This is a genomic window from Dyadobacter jejuensis, assembly GCF_003149085.1.
Lineage (GTDB): Bacteria > Bacteroidota > Bacteroidia > Cytophagales > Spirosomataceae > Dyadobacter > Dyadobacter jejuensis.
Map to the genome: position 1 here is coordinate 46259 of NZ_QGDT01000008.1, position 19123 is coordinate 65381.

General features: G+C 46.0%; 9 protein-coding genes. 1 reads left to right on the forward strand and 8 read right to left on the reverse strand.

Going from position 1 to position 19123, the window contains the following annotated elements; translation table 11 throughout:
* Positions 1-64 precede the first annotated feature (64 nt).
* Positions 65-2533, forward strand: a complete 2469-nt coding sequence (locus tag CLV98_RS15120; protein ID WP_229203393.1) for a bifunctional UDP-N-acetylmuramoyl-tripeptide:D-alanyl-D-alanine ligase/alanine racemase — start codon at positions 65-67, stop codon at positions 2531-2533.
* 58 nt (positions 2534-2591) lie between these two features.
* On the opposite strand, the gene ppk1 is transcribed toward CLV98_RS15120, so the two are convergent.
* From ppk1 to CLV98_RS15160, 8 genes are all read right to left on the reverse strand, one after another.
* On the reverse strand, positions 2592-4817 hold the full coding sequence (ppk1, locus tag CLV98_RS15125) for a polyphosphate kinase 1 (RefSeq protein ID WP_229203394.1): 2226 nt from the start codon (positions 4815-4817) through the stop codon (positions 2592-2594).
* A gap of 271 nt (positions 4818-5088) precedes the next feature.
* Positions 5089-7047 (reverse strand): DNA topoisomerase (ATP-hydrolyzing) subunit B, encoded by a 1959-nt coding sequence (gyrB, locus tag CLV98_RS15130; protein ID WP_109675391.1) that lies wholly within the window; start codon positions 7045-7047, stop codon positions 5089-5091.
* A gap of 156 nt (positions 7048-7203) precedes the next feature.
* On the reverse strand, positions 7204-8910 hold the full coding sequence (locus CLV98_RS15135) for a hypothetical protein (RefSeq protein WP_109675393.1): 1707 nt from the start codon (positions 8908-8910) through the stop codon (positions 7204-7206).
* A 181-nt stretch (positions 8911-9091) separates the two neighbouring features.
* Positions 9092-12256, reverse strand: coding sequence for a PVC-type heme-binding CxxCH protein (locus CLV98_RS15140; RefSeq protein ID WP_109675395.1), 3165 nt, complete (start codon positions 12254-12256; stop codon positions 9092-9094).
* 42 nt (positions 12257-12298) lie between these two features.
* Positions 12299-13141, reverse strand: coding sequence for a ThuA domain-containing protein (locus CLV98_RS15145; RefSeq protein ID WP_229203395.1), 843 nt, complete (start codon positions 13139-13141; stop codon positions 12299-12301).
* A 266-nt stretch (positions 13142-13407) separates the two neighbouring features.
* Positions 13408-14352, reverse strand: a complete 945-nt coding sequence (locus tag CLV98_RS15150) for a hypothetical protein (protein ID WP_109675399.1) — start codon at positions 14350-14352, stop codon at positions 13408-13410.
* A 74-nt stretch (positions 14353-14426) separates the two neighbouring features.
* On the reverse strand, positions 14427-15761 hold the full coding sequence (locus CLV98_RS15155) for a vanadium-dependent haloperoxidase (protein ID WP_229203396.1): 1335 nt from the start codon (positions 15759-15761) through the stop codon (positions 14427-14429).
* Between the two features lie 20 nt (positions 15762-15781).
* The gene (locus tag CLV98_RS15160) at positions 15782-19084 is read right to left on the reverse strand and encodes a VCBS repeat-containing protein (protein ID WP_109675401.1); all 3303 of its coding nucleotides are present in this window, start codon (positions 19082-19084) and stop codon (positions 15782-15784) included.
* Positions 19085-19123 lie beyond the last annotated feature (39 nt).

The following is a 19123-nucleotide window of genomic DNA, read 5'->3' on the forward strand; positions in this document are numbered from 1 at the left end:
GATCCGTGTGCAAAGCTACAGGGTATTGATACCTTTGTAGTCTTATTTTTAGAAATGCATTATTGTGATTGAACATACATTGGCAGCCATAGACACCACTGCCCACTATTTATTAACGGATAGCCGCCAGTTGAGCTTTCCAGAACAAAGTATCTTTTTTTGTATTAAAGGTGAAAGACACGACGGTCACCAGTTTATTGGTGAACTGTACCATAAAGGGGTACGCCAGTTTGTCATTGAGGCTACCAGTCTCGATCAACGCCTTCAAGACCTTACCGAAGAGCTAGCCGACGCCCATTTCTGGGCGGTCAACTCCAGTATACGTGCATTACAGCTTACGGTAGCCCAGCATCGCAGGCAGTTCAACATCGATGTGGTGGGTATCGTAGGGAGTAATGGAAAGACTATCGTAAAGGAATGGCTGAGCCAATTGATGGCTCCCAGCGAGCATGTCATTGCCAGCCCTAAAAGCTATAACTCCCAAATTGGTGTACCACTTTCAGTATGGAACCTCAAGGAATCGCACAGTTTGGCTATTTTTGAAGCGGGTATTTCAAGAGCCCATGAAATGGAATTTCTACAGCCTGTCATCTCCCCAACCATTGGAATCTTCACCAATATAGGCCCAGCACATGACGACGGCTTCAAGAGTAGAAAGCAGAAAATCACCGAAAAACTCAGGCTTTTCACCAAGGTACGGAAGCTAATCTACCGGAAGGACTATACCCCTATCATGGAGGAGATAGACCTGATTCTGAAACCTGTAAATCCATTTTTGAAGACCATCAGCTGGGGAAATGCCCTCACTGGCGCCGATGTACAGGTGGTTTTCAGCCCTCAAAAAGATAAGACATTTATTGCATTGACGGGTCTGTACGGTGTCCTTCGGTTCGAAACGGCCTTTAGGGATGAGGCATCCCTCGAAAACCTTACCCATTCTCTGATATTTATGCTGGACTGGGGCTTACCACCCAGCGAAATTCAGCAGCGCATACAGTTCCTTAGACCGGTTTCTATGCGGCTAGAGCTCAAGGAAGGGATCAACCGATGCTATATCATCGACGACGCCTATAATAACGACATGCAGGGAATAGCTATGGCCTTGGGCTTCCTCGACCAACAAGAGCAACACACCCAGCGCACGGTGATTCTTTCCGATATTTTGCATTCAGGTCAGCTGCCTATCGACCTGTACCAAAACATGGCCAGCATATTAAAAGAAAAAAACATCGATCGATTAATTGGGATCGGCCCCGAAATGATGCAACAAAAGCACTTCTTCGACCTTCCTCACCTGGAGTTCTATTCAGACACCGATCAATTCTTAAAAAACTATCCCTTTGCCAGCCTTACCGACAACCTGATCCTCATCAAGGGAGCGCGGCCCTTTTCTTTCGAGAAAATAGTTCATCGATTGCAACGCAAGGCACATGATACCGTCCTGGAGATCAATCTGGATGCGCTTACCTACAACCTGAATTATTATAAAAATAAGGTGGGTAAAGGAACAAAAATCATGGCGATGGTGAAGGCCTTCGCCTATGGAAGTGGCAGTACAGAAGTAGCAAACCTACTTCAGTACCACCGGGTCGACTACCTAGGCGTAGCCTATGCCGACGAAGGTGTGGCCCTAAGGCAGAGTGGTGTCACACTTCCGATTATGGTTCTTAATCCTTCCACCGCAACCTTCGACTTATTGTGGCAGTACAACCTGGAGCCCGAAATATATAGTGAGTCCATGATGCTGGAGTGGATACAATACTCCGTGCTTCGCAACGAACCCACCCAAATGCCCCTAGTCCATCTTAAACTGGACACTGGCATGCATCGCTTAGGCTTCGTTACCGACGACCTGGCCGCTTTAGAAGAAATCCTAATAGCCCACCCCTTCGTTAGGGTGGCATCGGTATTCTCTCATTTGGTGGGAGCCGATGAAGGAGTCCATAATACCTTCTCGACCTTGCAATGCGAAAGATTTAAAGAGGCTTCCGAGAAAATAGAATCCATTTTGGGTTATAAAGTCATCAAACATATTCTTAACTCGGCAGGGATCATCCGATTCCCCGATTATCGGTTCGATATGGTGCGGCTGGGGATAGGCCTATATGGCGTAGAGGCAACCGGACAGATGCAAAACCAACTACAGAGTGTAGGACGGCTAAAAACGGTCGTTTCGCAGATAAAACACCTTCAGGCAGGAGAAACGGTTGGGTACGGCAGAAAAGGCCAATTGGAGCGCGACGCCTCCATAGCCACTATCGCCATTGGCTACGCCGACGGCTATAACCGCCGACTTGGAAACGGAGTAGGTCAAGTAGTGATTAATGGCCAGCGATGCCCCACCATTGGCAATATTTGTATGGACATGACCATGGTCGACATTACGGGCGTTGACGTAGAGGAGGGAGACGAGGTATTGGTATTTGGACAAGAAATGAGCATCATTGAGCTCGCCAACCGGATCGACACCATCCCTTACGAAATACTTACGGGTATTGGCACAAGAGTCAAAAGGGTATTCTATAAGGAATAAAATGAAAGAGCGGCCTAGAAGCCGCTCTTTCATTTTATTCTGTTTATTCCGATGTGATTTACTCTCCTATGATTTTACAATCGGCTTCACCGTCTATTGGGGATTCCGACGCTTGCTCATCCTCCTCATCTTCAGCAGCAGGTACTACCTCATTTTCGAATAATTTTGTTGCCATCACCTCTTCGAGGGTAACATCATAAAAAGCCTTATGAACGTTAAGTGGCTGTTCTCCTTCAGGAACTTCACATTTGCGGTACGTACCATCCTCGAGCATGTCGTAGGAATTGACGTTGTCCTGCAAGCTAAAGTATAAAATATGGATAGCCTCTTGCTTTACACGTGGGTCTACCAGCTTAAAAAGCGATTCGATACGTCGGTCAAAACTACGAACCATCGCATCGGCACTTCCTCCGTAGATCAATGGCTCCCCGTTTTGGTGAAAATAAAACAGCCGGGAATGCTCTAGGAAATCCCCTACTAAAGAGCGTACGCTAATATTCTCGCTAAGCCCTTCTCTGCCAGGCCTCAGGCAGCACATCCCCCGTACGATTAGCTTCACGGGAACGCCGGCCTGAGAGGCCTTATAAAGCTGATGTATAGTGGCCCGGTCTTCTAAGGAATTTATTTTTATGCAAATCCCACTGGGTAAGCCTGCAAGGGCATTTTCTGTTTCCTGCTCTATCAATGCCAATAGCTTATCCCGCATATAGCGAGGCGCCGTTATAAGGTTTTGATATTCACTAGGATTGGAATGCCCCGTTATTACATTAAAAAACTCTGAAATATCGTGTGTATACTCCTCATTGGTCGTCAGCAGCCCCGTATCGGTATAGAGCCTAGAGGTATCTTCATTATAATTCCCACTCGACAAATGCGCATAACGCCTCACCTGAGTCCCCTCATTACGGACGATCAGCAATAGCTTCGTATGGGTTTTCAGCAGGCCTATCCCATAAATGACGAAACATCCCGCCTTCTGAAGGCGCTGTGCCTCCTTAATATTATTTTCCTCATCGAACCGAGCCTTTACCTCAAACAACACCGCCACGCTCTTGCCGTTCTCGGCGGCATGTAACAAGGCCTCCGTAACCCGGGAGTTCTTAGCCAACCGATAGATGGTCAATTTGATCGACAAAACTTTAGGATCCTCAGCAGCTTGCTCGAGCAATTGGAGCACAGGCTCAAAGTTATTGTAAGGGTGATGTAAAAATATATCCCTCTCCCTCATGGCCTCAAACACGTCCGGTATTCGCTCACGTTCCAACACCAAAGGGGCTACCGATGGGCGTGTGGGAGGAATCTGATCCTTAAACTCTGGATGCTTTATAATACTCCATAGCGAGGTGTAATCGATTAACCCCTCATAAGCAAAAATATTAGAGTCGTCTACCTCCCAGCGTTTCTTAATTAAACTCAGCAAATCAGGATCAAAGCCCGGCTCTATAGAGGCCTGTACGACCCTTCCCAGCCGGCGACTCTTGATTTTCTGCTTTATTTCATCTATAAAATCAGACTCCACATCATCGCTTTCTTCCATAGAGAAATCCCCATTCCGGATAATCCGAAATAAATTGGTGGAAACAATTTCTACATTGCGATAAAGCTTATGAATATAGCTACGGACAATACTTTCAATAGGTACGAAGACGATTTGATCCACCCGCTCAATCGCATAGAACCGTGGAAGGTTCATCGGCAATTGAACGAAGGATAGCTTCCGGTCCTCTTCAGAGCTACTCCCCTTCACCTGGGTAATCACCCCAAACACCAATACTTTGGCCAATAAAACGGGGAAGGTATGGGTATAATCGAAGAGCATAGGCGTCAGCATAGGATAGACCGTCCTATCGAAATACTCCTCCGAATTCCTTTGTTCCTCGTCAGTAAGATCGGCCAGGTTCATCACCTTAAATCCATGCTTGGCAAACAAAGGCATAAGCTCTTTGGTATAGCACTCATTTTGACGCCGAACAAAGTCTTGTGATTCATTGAAGAGCAACTTCCGAAAGGGGACTTCGCGTAATCCCGAGTAATCCATGCGTTCCTTACCAAAATCGAGGTAGTTGTACAAACTACCCACCCTGATGCTAAAGAACTCATCGAGGTTCGAGGAGGTAATGGCCAAAAATTTCAGGCGATCAAAAAGATTTCGTTCCTCATTTTGCGCCTGGTCCAATACCCGATCATTAAATTTCAGCCAACTAAGGTCGCGGCTGATCAGGTCGCTTTGCTGAACGAGTGAAATAGCCTTCTCTGAAGGGCTCAAGGTTTTGGATTCATCCATATCTGACTCTGACCTACTCGTTTTAAAAAATGACAATATATCCGAAAATTTTCTTATTGTGTCCGTTTTGTATAGCATATTCTTTCCTTAAAGCTTTCCTAACATGGTTCGAAGTAATGATCGGGTCTGAGGATCTACTTCTAAAAAAATTCAACGAATTTCAGCAATAATTGTTTCTGTATTCAAACAATATTTATTATCATTTGGTTAACAAAATAAACGGATGACCGAGTGTACAGTCATCCGTTTACAAAAGCAAGCTAAAGACGACCTAAACGTCTACACGAGCGTATTTGGCATTCTTTTCGATAAACTCGCGACGAGGTGCCACTTCGTCCCCCATCAACATAGAGAACAGGTGATCCGCCTCAGCAGCCGATTCAATGGTCACTTGTTTCAAGCTACGTTTTTCGGGGTTCATGGTTGTTTGCCATAATTGCTCGGCATTCATTTCACCAAGACCCTTATACCGCTGAACGTTCACGGACTCTTCTTTACCGCCACCGGCAACTTCCTTCACAGCCTGCTCGCGCTGGGCTTCCGTCCAACAATATCTTTCTTCCCGTCCCTTCTTAACCAAGTAAAGGGGAGGTTGAGCAATGTATATATATCCTTCATCAATAAGTATTTTCATATACCTAAAGAAGAAAGTAAGGATAAGGGTACGAATATGACTACCGTCAATATCAGCATCGGTCATGATAATGATTTTGTGATAGCGAAGCTTTTCTATATTCAACGCCCGCTCATCACCGTCCTTACCGATCTGTACACCCATGGCGGTGAACATATTCTTGATCTCCTCATTCTCATAAATTCTGTACTCCTGCGCCTTCTCAACGTTCAGAATCTTACCCCGAAGCGGAAGAATAGCCTGGAATGCCCGGTTTCGGCCTTGCTTGGCAGTACCACCGGCCGAGTCCCCTTCTACCAGGTATATTTCACATACCTTAGGATCGGTTTCAGAGCAATCGGCGAGCTTGCCAGGGAGTCCAGTTCCGGTCAGCACATTCTTGCGCTGGACCATTTCACGGGCCTTCTTGGCGGCAATACGTGCCTTAGCGGCTAATATCACCTTGTCAATAATCGTGCGCGCCTCCTTGGGATGCTCGTCCAAATAGGTCTCCAGCATTTCGGACACCACCTGGCTTACCGCACCAGTAACTTCAGAGTTTCCTAGCTTGGTTTTAGTTTGACCTTCAAACTGCGGCTCGGCAACTTTGATAGAGATAACGGCGGTGAGCCCTTCCCTAAAGTCATCCCCACTAATCTCGATTTTTTCTTTGGCTAAAATCCCCGACTTATCGGCATAGCCTTTGAGGGTACGGGTAAGTGCGGCCCTAAAACCCGACACGTGTGTCCCCCCTTCAATGGTGCTGATATTGTTGACATAAGAGTACACATTCTCACTATAAGAAGTGTTATACATCATAGAAACCTCCACAGGGACGGTACCTTTATCGCTTTCCATATACACCGGTTCGGGTATTAATGGTTGACGGGTAGCATCCAAGTAGCGAACAAACTCTTTGAGGCCGACTTCCGAGAAAAACTCTTCGTACCGAAACTTGCCAGCTTCATCTTCTTCCCGCTTGTCTTCGAGGGTCAGGCGTATCCCCTTATTGAGGAACGACAGCTCCCTAAGCCTAGTCGCAACGGTATCGTACTTATATTCTGTAACGGTAAAGATGGTACTATCGGGCAAGAAATGAATGGTGGTCCCAGTCCGTTCGGTTTCCCCGATGATCCGTACCGGATAAAGGGGCTTTCCTTCGCTATATTCCTGCTCAAAAATCTTACCTTCTCTGTGGACTTCGGCCCGCAGGTGTATCGATAAGGCATTGACACAGGACACCCCCACACCATGCAAACCACCAGAAACCTTATATGTGTCTTTGTCAAACTTACCACCCGCATGCAAGACTGTCAAAACGACCTCTAGAGCCGACTTGTTCTCCTTAGCATGGTGCCCGGTGGGAATCCCCCGGCCATTGTCTCGAACAGTTATAGAATTGTTTTTTTCAATAGTTACGTGAATCGTGTCACAGTAACCGGCCATGGCCTCATCTATTGAATTGTCAACAACTTCCCAAATCAAATGGTGAACCCCCTTAAAACCGGTATCCCCAATATACATGGCCGGACGCTTACGTACGGCCTCCAGCCCTTCTAGTACTTGTATATTATCGGCTGAATAATTATTAACTCCTAACACAATCTCGTTTGACATAAATTTATTTTTACTCAGTATCTTTAATTGCCCTAAGCACACTTAAAGCAAAGCGTAAAGATACGACTTTTTACCAAGTTTTCCTTAGCAAAAAACTGATTTGAGCCCAACAAGTTTTATCATGTAGATTACCAAGACCTCACCGTCCCCAAAGCCTTAGTCCAGAAGGGTCAATTGAAGACGCTGATTATTGACTGACAACGCATTATCGAGCCAATAAAAAGTCTTTTTACCATTTAAATCGACGTCGACAAGCATCATTTGATATCTTCCTGGATCCAGATCATCCCCCCGAAACAGGGCGTCGAAACCATCTTTGTAATACCTTGCCTGGCTCACTAATGCGCGCCTTCCTTCTAGCTTTGGTGTGGCGGCATGAAGTAGGATATGCCCGTCGGATTCATTTTTTAGCGCCAAGAAACGGTTAGAAAAGGCTGCTCCTATGGCAGGAAGCCTATCGTTAGAAACGTAAAAATAGACCAATGAATCGACCTTATCCAGTATTCGCCGCTCCAAATGCCAATCGGTAATGGATGTCCCGGCAATGGCCGGCTTGGCTACCCGTGCAGTGCTAAAGGCCTCCTCCAACTCCTGCTTAGTGACCACCGGAGTGGGCATATTCAATATGCCTCTTTCAGTAGCAGGCGACAAATAAAAGTCGGCATTATTGCGTATGGTACGCTCCACCGAAAATAATTGTTTTTGATAATGCCAGTTATATACATCCGCAAGGTAAGTGGTTTTCTTGTTCATGACGGTTCTAGTAAACCGGTAGTGCGAATATAAATTGTACCCTAGAGTAAGTAGTATTAAAAACTGAATGTGAAGCTTCTTTCTAAACAATCCCAACTCCAGTAACCATAGGTAAGCGATGATGCTCGCCAAGACGGCGTAAAGCTGAAACCGGCTGGCTATGGCCCCGCCAGCAGAGGACCTAAATAGGGCAATCACCATACTCATGACCAACATATACAAAAACACCGACAACAACTGTATATTAACAGCTGGGCTCGCCTTGGCACGTGTCCAGGTATTAAAAAGGGTAAGCAGCAGCAGTCCCACTGCAAATAAGGTGAGCATAGCGCCCCAAATGACCGACCAGATGGTGGCATCGGACCAGACAATCATACCCCCTCCTATAAAACCCGTAAAGGACTCGAAAGGAGCCCAAAAATTATCGGGAAAACCCGCTGCCTGGCCAAACTGATAACCGTATAAATAAAAGCCTAATGCAAAAAACATAGCTACAAATGCCGCCATGGTCCTTTTCCATTCTGACTGTATGACCAAATAAAAGATAATTGCTGGGAAAGAGAATATTCCGTTGCCATGGGTAAAAGTCGCAAGCAAACAGAATAAAAGCGCCCACCAAGTGCCCTTCCAGTCGTTTCGCCCCACCAACGCAATGGCCCCAAGGGTAAAAACCGTCGTAAACGTATGTTGCATCCCATTCAACGACCACCCAGAGATATCATAATACAAGGGGTGAAAAAACAAAAAAGCCACTGGGAGAAAATAATATATGGGAAGCTTTAATTTCCGAAACTGTACGTACAGAAAGTAAAAAATCAAACTCAGATTGACCAACGACAAAACGATATACGTACGAAAATTCAGGGATCCCGTTAGCATGTAATTGGCCAAGGCAATCAAACGAGGAATAACGGCCTTATGATCGTTATGTACGCTAAATAGCTCCCTGAAAAATATAGTAGCCGTGGCATCGGGACGTGTCACCCCTTCCGCGAATTGGATCAATAGAAAATCGTCCTGAAAAGGAAAATCTACGGCGTAGAAGAAATTATAAGATAAGAATATGAATAGCAGCAATAACAATACAACCCAAGACAGGTACTTCAACATAATTAATTTATATCACGTTAAATGATCACTCTAATTGTACCTCTATTTATGAACTTATAAGGACTTACGATCATGTAAGGGCACAAGATAAAAAAAATCGAGGAAACGACACCCGCCGTCCCCTCGATTTTAATCAAATTTGATATCCGTTATAATATAAATTAACTAGTATTACGGTTACTTATTTCTCTAAAGGATGAACCTTCAATAATTCTTCGGGTTTGTAAAATCCTTGCTTACTAGCCGTAGAATTCCTTACTTGTTTCACTTTTTCTGGAGATATGGCTGGAGCCTTATTCCCAAAGGAATTCCTCACATAAGTGAGTACGCTCGCAATTTCAGTATCATTCAACAGTCCACCAAACTGGGTCATGGGCACTTGGCCAGGATACTCCTTACCGAGCACTTCTATAGGCCCCATAAGACCATTAAGAACCAACTTAATCAGCCTTTCCTCATTGCCTACGACCCATTTAGTACCGGCTAGTGGCGGGAAACCCGCTGCGGTAAGTCCTTTACCATCTTCTTGGTGGCAAGTACCACAATAGCCCTCTCTTAGGAAGATCTCCCGTCCCGTTTTATAAAGCTGTTGGTCTTTGCCCTTTAAGCCAGAGGCAACTTCCACTTTTTTGGTCTCTTTTACCGACCGATCTTCTAAGTGTGCAACAGCAGTTTCATAAGCATGTATGGTCCATTTGTCCATCGACTGCTTGCCAGCCACTTTCAGTATAGGTAGCCCCTTCTCTTTGCCTATCCACGAAGTGGCAACAATGGCTGCAAGTCTTACCCGGCTATTCTCATCCTGAACCGCCTGCTCCAATAATTGGGCCTGATCGGCCACCTGATGACCCGTGTAACGTAAAACCTGAACGGCGGCCGTGCGCGCACGATAGTCTTTCGCTTTTAACATTTTACGAAGCAAGTCCTGGTCTACCTGATCCATCCCCCAACTTACCCACAGGGCCTCTAGGAGATGATGCTCGTAACGAGGATCCTTTTTGTCTAAACCGGCCGTCCAACTTTTCACTTTGGCCAAAACCTGCTGTTTATTCCGACCTCGCAATTCGGCTCTTGTCCTATACCGGCTACGGAATTCGGGTAATTTAAGGTTGTCGAACAGTACATCGAGGCTAGCTCCAGCTATTTTTGCTGGCTTCACCAACGGGCGTGACGGGTAGGTTACCCGATACACCCTTCCGTGTGAATGATCCCGCAAGGGGTCACGTGCGTTATGCTGCATATGTCCAATAAGTATATTGTGCCAGTCGACCACATAAAGTGAACCATCCGGCGCAAACTCCATATCTACGGGCCGGAAGTTCCGATCGGTACTTACAATTAAGTCTTGACGGTGCTTACTGCTGTATCCTGTTCCATCATCGACCAATGTATGCTGCTTAGTACCTAAGAAACCAATAGTATTATTGATAAGGAAATCGCCCTGCACGTTATCGGGGAAGTGACGGCTCGAAACGATCTCTAAACCCGAAGTCGGACGCACCCGGTGGGCATCTTCGATGAGGTTATCTCCCTTATGATTGGCATTCCCGTATCGTGGTAACACACTTCCTGGAAGCATCCAGCGCATGTCAGGTCCTGAAGTCTCGGCAAAGAAAGGCTGCCCCCATTCGTCAAACATGATCCCCCATGGATTGGGGATAGACAGCTGAGCCGTCCGTTCCAACTTGTGTAATTGAGGGGCATAGCGGTAAAACCCTCCATTGGTGGCACGTACAGGTCCGTAAGAAGTTTCTACGTCGGTATGTAAGAATACACCTTCTCCAGAATAAATCGCTCCCGAAGGATCCGCCGTAAAGGCACTGCTATTATGGTGGGTATCGTGGTCATCGAATCCACTTAATAGAATCTCAACCTTATCGGCTTTGTCGTCGCCATTAGTGTCTATATAAAGCTTTAGGTTAGGTCCTTGGGAAACATATACCCCTTCGGCGGCAATTTCAAATCCTAATGGAAGGTGTAGGCCATCGGCAAAGGTAATTTGCTTGTCAGCCTTGCCATCGTTATTGGTGTCTTCTAAGATCAGTATCTTATCGTTGGGCTTACCATCGCCAGGCTTGTAATGGGGATAACTCGGCATTACCGCCACCCATAGCCTTCCCTTGGTATCAAAGGACATTTGTACTGGGTTGGCCAGATCTGGAAACTCTACTTCAGAAGCAAAAAGCTCAATCTTATACCCTTCAGGTACCTTTATTTGATCCAATGCCTTTTGTCCATATAGGTATTCTAGGGATCCATTTTTGTCTGGGTTAAAATTGGTTTTAACCTCTGGCAACTCTTTCGTTTTCTTATCGGCACTAGCCACATCCATTTTCTTGCCCGTAGAACCTACCATCCATATGGCTTGATCCCGAATATCGGTCATTTGACGTATTTTTTCAATCTCAGCAGGGTAGTTGGCAGGGCCAAAGGGATTGTACCGACGCCCATACACGTGAACGCTATTGGGGATTTTATAATCATTATGCCACATCCAGTTCTTTTCATCGACCGCCTCACGGATCATCGCACGGCGTTGTTCGGCCTTAGGGCTACCACCAAATAAATGATCGGCCAATAATTTGGCTAATTTTTCGTAACCATCCTCATTGAGCTGAGAGCCATCGATTGTCAGATCCTTGGAGCTGGAAGCATACCAGCCCTTGGAGGGGGTATAAGCGTCTAAGAAAAGTACCTGGTTACGTTCTGCCACTTCTTTCATGGCTTTGGTATACAGGGCAAGATTTACATTTTCTTTCTTACCATTAGGCACATCCATTTTCCCCGACAAGTCCTCGAAGGCGATCGGCGACACCAATGCCAACTGCGGCATAGTGACCCCATTATATTTCTGGGATTTGGTATGCTTAATAAATGCCTCTAGTTCGGCTTTATAATTCTCAAGGCCTTCAGGGCCTTCAAACGACTCATTATAACCAAAGAAACCAATGACGATATCGGTTTTCAATCGGGTCAGCCATTCATCTGCCGATTCGAAATGCCCAATACTATTGGAATTGGTCGCCAGCTCTGTCTGAAACTTTTCGGCGCCAGGAAAGGCCCAGGGGTCGTTGCGGCTGGCCCGTGGACGAAACCCAGGGGTATCGCCAGGGTCACACATATTTCTGATTACAAGAGAGCTATCCGGGAAACGAACTTGCAATTCCGTTTCAAAGAGATTGTAGTGCATCATTCTGGAGCCAAGATTATTCCCTATCATAGAGATATGGCTTCCTTTTTTAATTTTCAAAGTCTCGGTAGGCCCAGATCTGAAGGCGCTAAAGGCCAGAATCAGACCGCCAACAATCATGAGGGCTGCGAAACTTAAATTTTTGGTTTTACGCATTAGTATAAATGTTTAGGAATAATAAAATACGTTCGAAAGTCGTTATTTGACCATTCCCCGGTAGGGAACCTGTATGTCCATAACACCTTTCCATTTCTTAGGGACTTTCAGCCCAAGTTCCCAGTGTATGGCGTTGATAACCAAACGTTGAAACGATTCCACCCGAAAGTCTTCGGGATGGCCCATGGTAGTCATAAAAATCCGCGCCCCATATCCGTTCGTTCCAGTCCAAGCAATGGGGTTATCTACCGCCGCTCTGTTTGGATCTACGGCTTTCCCCATCAGCAACACCTGCGAAGATTCCTTTGGATAATTGGGAAGAACGTGGTACAACCAGGAACGCACATGAAAAGATGGGTTCACGCCCGTTAGAACAGGGTGCTTCGCTTGTCCGGGGGCCAGGTAAACGTCGGTGCTGCTTTCGTGTCCGTAGTGGGTATGCTTGTGGGCACCGCCCCATCCGGGAGGAGCGTTTAAGGCAAATTCACCAAAGGCATTCCACCGCTCATCGGTATGTCCTTTTGGAAAGTTAAAAGCATGGGTGCTGGTACGGAACCCCATTACAGGCTTGCCCGTTTTCAGGTAGTCCTCTATCATAGCCAGCTGATCGGCCGGAAGTTGACGCCACCGCAAATAAAACACCGCTAAGTCAGCCTCTTTTAGAATTTCTAATCCAGGTATATTCTTTTCGCTATTTTGGTTGGGCGACGACTTCAGCACCACAGCCCTAATATTATACGCTTTTTCCAATTCTTGGGCGACTATAGGCAGGGTATTCTCGCCACTATACTCATGATCGCCAGTGACAAATACGACCAGTGGCTTTTCTTTTTTATTGGACTTGTCGTTTCCCTCAAAGCCGAAGCTTGGTAAAGAAATAAACAATGTTATAATAATCCAATATTTGTGATACAATTTCATTACTACATCATTAGGTATGGTACATAAACTCTTAATCTCCATTCTTTAAGGCAGACTCATTCGTTTTCTACCTAAAATCAGGTTAGGCAAATAACTCAGTGAAACCAGTTCCTAGTAGTTTGACTGAAAATTCCAGTTTCCCCCTTAGTATGTCTATTATTTTTTCTAGTTTCCCTTCAATTAATTCAAAAAACAAAATCTAAAAACACTTTCCACATAGGTACAAGTGGTTATTTGGAGCCCGTGTTTCCAGAAAAATGAATGCCTAAGGTAAGAGCGGCGCGGGATAAATCGTTAAAATTGTTTCGATTGAGGTGGATGGTTTGAGACTTCCCATCGGCCTTGGAAACCATTTTATAGCTGGTCCCCAAGAAACAGGACCCAGTAAGGCTTAAGCTAAGCCGCTGATGGATGGGCTGGATAAAAGCCACAGAAAGGCCCCAACCCAATGACTTAGCACGTAACTTCTTGAGGGAATCGTCGATGCTTAGCCGGTTTGAAAAGGGTTGGTACCCTAGCTCAAAGCTGGATTGTATATACTGCCCGGTGGTTGACAAGGCTTTTCGGTGCAATGCCGAGATCCCCAAAAATTGAATCCCTACCTGACTCCGGTTAGACGCATCTTTTCGGGCATTCGACAGGAATATATCGTAGCGAATACCCAGGCCCCATTTTTTCTTAAAAAAATAATCGGCTTTAGCCCCAATTGTAAAACCCGATTTTACTTTTTTATCGTAATCCAAATCCATTTGATTTAGCCCAATTTTGGTCCCATAAAGCCGTTTGGAAAGACCAGTATAGACGCCCATATTCCACGTGGGCTGATAGGCTATACGAACTTGGACAGTATCCAAAAAGGCATTTTCGATGGGTAGCGCTAGTCCTATCTCCGGCGTATGGACTAAGGTATCCGCCGAGCCGGGGACCTTGGTTTGGGCTGCCATCTTGAGATATGCAAAATAATTGGGAACGATGGTCCTCACCCGATTCTTAGGCAACTGGCGCACGGTTGTTCTTAGGTAATCGGTATAGTCGAATCGCACATAATCGCCATTTCCATCATGCATACGTACATTTAGAGAATCGCCTGCGACGGTCACCAACAAATCCTGGGCATTCAACTGGAGATGACACCCTAAAAATATGGCGATAAAATAATAGACTATTGTTTTCAAACTTGGCAAGGATAGTAACTACGGACCCAATTGGTATTACGGGCCAAAGATAGAACTTTCATCCTATAAATCTATTAAGGAGTAGATACGTCAAAGGGTCTTAGTCCGGCTCGTTTTAAACGATTCACGATATACTGCCCTACCATCCTACCCTGCTGCTGCCCTATCTCGATGGCATCCCTATAATGAATCCCCCCGTACAATCGAGAGATCGCCGCCTCATTGGCTGCCGACCGAAATGAGGTAAACGTTCGTACTGGAAGATCGAACATCACCTCGGTATCGTCGGTGAAGTGGAACGAATCGCCTAACAAGAAAGACAATACCTCCGCTGCGGCCGTCGATATTACGCTATGCCCACTGGTATATTCGGGGAAGGGTGGAGTCTGCAATAATGGTTGCCAGCGCTTGTCGATGAGTCGGTTAATGACGGTCTCGGGCCGTACCCTGTTGCTCCTATATTTTTCGTCCCAACAGCTAATAAACGCATCCATTAAGGCAAAAGACACCAAGGTATGGGCCAAGATCCCTTCGTCCAGATTCAAATTAGCCTTACTTACGGCAATCCCCGTAATACCCATCCAATGCCCACCAGGGCTTATTTTTTTAAAACCAATCATCATATGGCCGGAGGTATTGATGGCAAAGGGGTTACAATCCCAAAAAGAGGCAATCAATTTCTGCTCCTCCGTGAGGCCATTTACCGCCTCATACACTTCCATGGTCATTTTATAAAATGGGCTATCCTCTCGGCTGCTGTATGGGACAGGCTCAGCTGGCACAAACTGGCTACAGCTATCCAGAAAGATAGGCGTTATAATATTCCAGTTGGGCTCCACCCCCTCCATATAGCCCGGAGGAGTGGGATACCAATAAGCATCACCTTTTAGGGGCCTATACCGCCGCATAGCACTGAGCTTGGAATAATTGTCGGAAGCAGCCTGAGCCACCACCTGCTTGGCCACCTGATCTGCCACTTCTAGGGCTTTCTGAAGATCGCTTTCTTTTAAACCCTCTTTCATCAATAGTGATTTCAACTGGGCCTGATCTTCTTCCAGCATATAGCCTGAAGGCAGCAGGATTTCCGCCGTTTTCAAAATACAAAACAAAGCAGCAACTTGATAATTATAATCCCCCACTTTGGGTATTTGCAGCGGTTCCAGATGGGTCCCCAAACGATCGGGGGATATGATGGATTCATTATGAGCGGCCACTAGGGCATAGGCACCACGTAAACTATAGGCATAAAATCGGCTCGCCGCCGGAGGATTGACCACGTCGTGTATCATCACGATGGAGGTCGCACGTATTGCGGTTTGTAAATGCTTTTCAAGGGGCTGTTGAGGCAATGCTCTAGCAGCTATAGGCACTAGCAGAGCTAAGATATACAGATATACGGATCTCATCATTTCGGGTTATAATTTTAAGCTTATCGCACTCGATACCCTTGTAAAGGCTTATCGAAGGCACCAATAAAAATCACTTCTTTCTTTCCTACGGGCACCTGAAGTACCGATTTCACATCGCCCAATACCGATAAACCTACCTTGGGTTGGGATATATATTCGAATCGTCCATCGTCATGGCCCTTCAACACGAAGCCATAATTAGCATCGACAGCCCCAATTTTCAGGCGATTGGCCGATTTATTGCCCAATAACAGGAAGTCTTTGATCCCATCCGAGTCTATATCCTTGTACAAAAGGTTGGTTACAGGGGCAAATTGGGCTTGGATCGGCAATTTTTGCTTGATTAGCTTTCCATTCTTCTGTATAAATAGAGAGGTTTCTAAGGTGTTAATTTTTAAAACCTTCGCACGCTGCCTCTGTTCCTCGTCGAGTATATCCTGGATGTTGGCGTCAGCATAAGCCTGGTACGATCTGAATTTCTTGCGCATTCCAAATATCTGATCGTTTAACTCGTCGCGGCTCACGAAAGGATAAGGCTTCCCCTGAATGTAGAAGCTAAAAAATGGATCGAGAGAGCCATTTTCATCGAAATCACCATAAACCAATTCGGCAGGTTCTTCCTCTGTGGCCCTAATTTGGGAGTTTAAACCAAAATTCCCAGCAAAGATATCCACCATCTGGTCTCCGTTTACATCGGCGAGGTACAAGGTACTCCATAGCCCCTCTGGCTCTTTGTCGAAGTATTGAAGGGTGGCATCTTTGAAACCTTCTTGAGTATTCAGATATATTTTTATCGGCATATACTCTCCACAAAGCACTAAGTCGGGGCGGCTATCGCCGTTAATATCGGCCCATTGGGCATCGGTTACCATGCCTATATGAGAAAATGGCACCTCTCCCACTTGGAAAGTCCCCTTCCCATCGTTGATCAACAGAAACGAGGTGGGGCTTTCTGGATACCGGCCAGGAATGATGCGCCCCCCTACGAACAAATCCATATCCCCGTCCAAATCGAAATCGACGGGTCGCACACAGGACTTACTACTGGCCTTTAGGTTAGGCAATGAAAGCACCGATAGCTCGAGTCCCCCCTTCTGGTTATTTATATAGAGCTCATCTTGTAGGGCTAGGCTTCCTGCAGTATAAAACGAATACCCACCTTTGGCAATATAAAGATCGTCGTAACCATCGCCGTTGGCATCGAAAAATACGGCCGCCGACTGCGCACTGCTGTTCTCGTCGCCAATATTAAAATCGGCCAGCTTGTCAAAGGTACCATCGGGGCGTTGCATCCATATATTACCGCGACTTTCTAAATGCCCGGAAATATATATATCGGCAAGTCCATCGTTATTAATGTCGCCTTGGGCCATCACAGGACCCACTTGAGAGTACATCGATAACATGAGCGGTTGCCTTTTAAAATCATTTTCATCGAGGGCGACATGGGTATAAGGGAAGAGCCCATCTACTGGCTCCAACAGGCTGCTCATGCTGGGTGAGGACAGCCTTTCTTTTCTATGGCCTGCGTCCTTTTTCTCGATCGTGTGCAGCTGGTCCAGGGCTAGGTTCACCAGCCGCTGCTCCGCCCCATCGGGCCATACCACGCGCACCGAATCGATGGACTGGTGATATGCACCCATGCCAAAATGAATCCTGGTCGATACCGCCGATAAATAACCTCTGGTGGGACTTACTTCTTGGTATTGCATTTTCCCATCGGCATACAGATATACCTTTGCCCCTAGGGCATTAATATTTCCAGTGGGCTGTTGCAGTCGAAACTGAATATAATGATGTGTATTTTCATTATGACGGTTTTCGTAAAGTGATGCGGGTTCATTGATATTATTGACCACCAGGTCCAGATCGCCGTCGTTATCCAAATCGGCATAAATAGCCCCGGCCGACACCGCCGCCTGGTCCAGGCCCCAGTCCTGCTGCATTTTGGAAAAGGTAAGATCCCGATTATTCTTAAAAATGTAGTTGGAAAGCCGCGTAGAAGGCATGGCGTTGACCAGATCGAGCAGGTGCACAGGCTCCCTGTCTATGGCCTTACGAATCTTATAATCGCCCCAATACCTCAAGAAATCTTTATTGGTATAGTCTCGATAATACCCATTACTTACAAACAAGTCCTTATAACCATCGTTATCAAAGTCGGCCAATAGTGGACTCCAGCTCCAGTCGGTATTGGAAACGCCAGCAAGCTGGGCAATTTCGCTAAAAGTGCCGTCCCCATTATTCAACTGTAACATATTCCGCATAAATTGCTGATGCAAATCCTGTCGTAACATCAACTCAAAAGCCTCATAATTCTCTTGCAGTTGCAAAAGCTTTTGCCGACGATTATCTTCAGGAAGCATATCTAAAGACATCAGATCGGGTAGGCCGTCGTTATTGAAGTCGGCAATATCGACCCCCATCGAGAACTGCGCCAAATGACGAAAATATTGCTTGGTTACGTCCTTAAAAGTCCCATTTCTTTGATTGATATAAAGGTAATCCGACTCATTATAATCGTTGGTCACGTACATATCCGGCCATCCGTCCATATCCACATCGGCTACTGCTACGCCTAGGCCAAATGTAAGGGGGTATTGATGTATACCAGCCGCTTCGCTTACATCTACAAAGTTCCCTCCCTTATTCTCAAATAGTTTGTTTCCGGCCCACTCGTCGGTTTGTTGACGGAATTTGGCCAGTTCCATATTATCGATTTTCTTGACGCTATGGTTTAACAGCAACATATCCAAATCCCCGTCTCGGTCATAATCTAGAAACGCTGCTTGGGTGCTATAGCTCGACGAGGCCAGTCCATACTTTTCGGCCTGTTCCTCAAATTGCACCACACCTCCCTTTACACCCTGATTGATAAACAATTGATTCTTCCGAAGAGCCTCTTCGACTTTCCCAGAATAGCAGATATATATATCCAATAAGCCATCTCCATTGACGTCGGCCATGGTAACACCCGTTTTCCAGCCGCCCTTTCGGCCCAACAGCTCTTTGGAGGCCGCCTTGGTGATATCCTTAAACCTAAGCCCACCCTGGTTGAGGTATAACCTATTTTCACTCATATTGGAGGTCAAGAAGAGGTCTTCCAACCCATCGTTATTAAGGTCTCCCACGGCCACGCCGCCCCCATTATAGAAGTACTCATAGGCCATAACATTCAGATTCTCCTTATCGTCGAGGGTGTTTTCGAACGAGATATTGGACTCTTTGCTGGGAACTTGGCGGAACAAAGGCTGCTGCCCCCAGGCATAGAGGCTTCCTAACAAAAGGATAACAAAAACTAAAGATGGGATAAGACGTGGCATCGACATGGTTTTTCTATAACACGATCAAGTAGGGATGAA

Coding starts and splice junctions, on each gene's coding strand:
- CLV98_RS15140 (WP_109675395.1), bottom strand. CDS start 12,256: ATGCGTAAAACCAAAAATTTAAGTTTCGCAGCCCTCATGATTGTTGGC.
- gyrB (WP_109675391.1), bottom strand. CDS start 7,047: ATGTCAAACGAGATTGTGTTAGGAGTTAATAATTATTCAGCCGATAAT.
- CLV98_RS15160 (WP_109675401.1), bottom strand. CDS start 19,084: ATGCCACGTCTTATCCCATCTTTAGTTTTTGTTATCCTTTTGTTAGGA.
- CLV98_RS15135 (WP_109675393.1), bottom strand. CDS start 8,910: ATGTTGAAGTACCTGTCTTGGGTTGTATTGTTATTGCTGCTATTCATA.
- CLV98_RS15155 (WP_229203396.1), bottom strand. CDS start 15,761: ATGATGAGATCCGTATATCTGTATATCTTAGCTCTGCTAGTGCCTATA.
- ppk1 (WP_229203394.1), bottom strand. CDS start 4,817: ATGGATGAATCCAAAACCTTGAGCCCTTCAGAGAAGGCTATTTCACTC.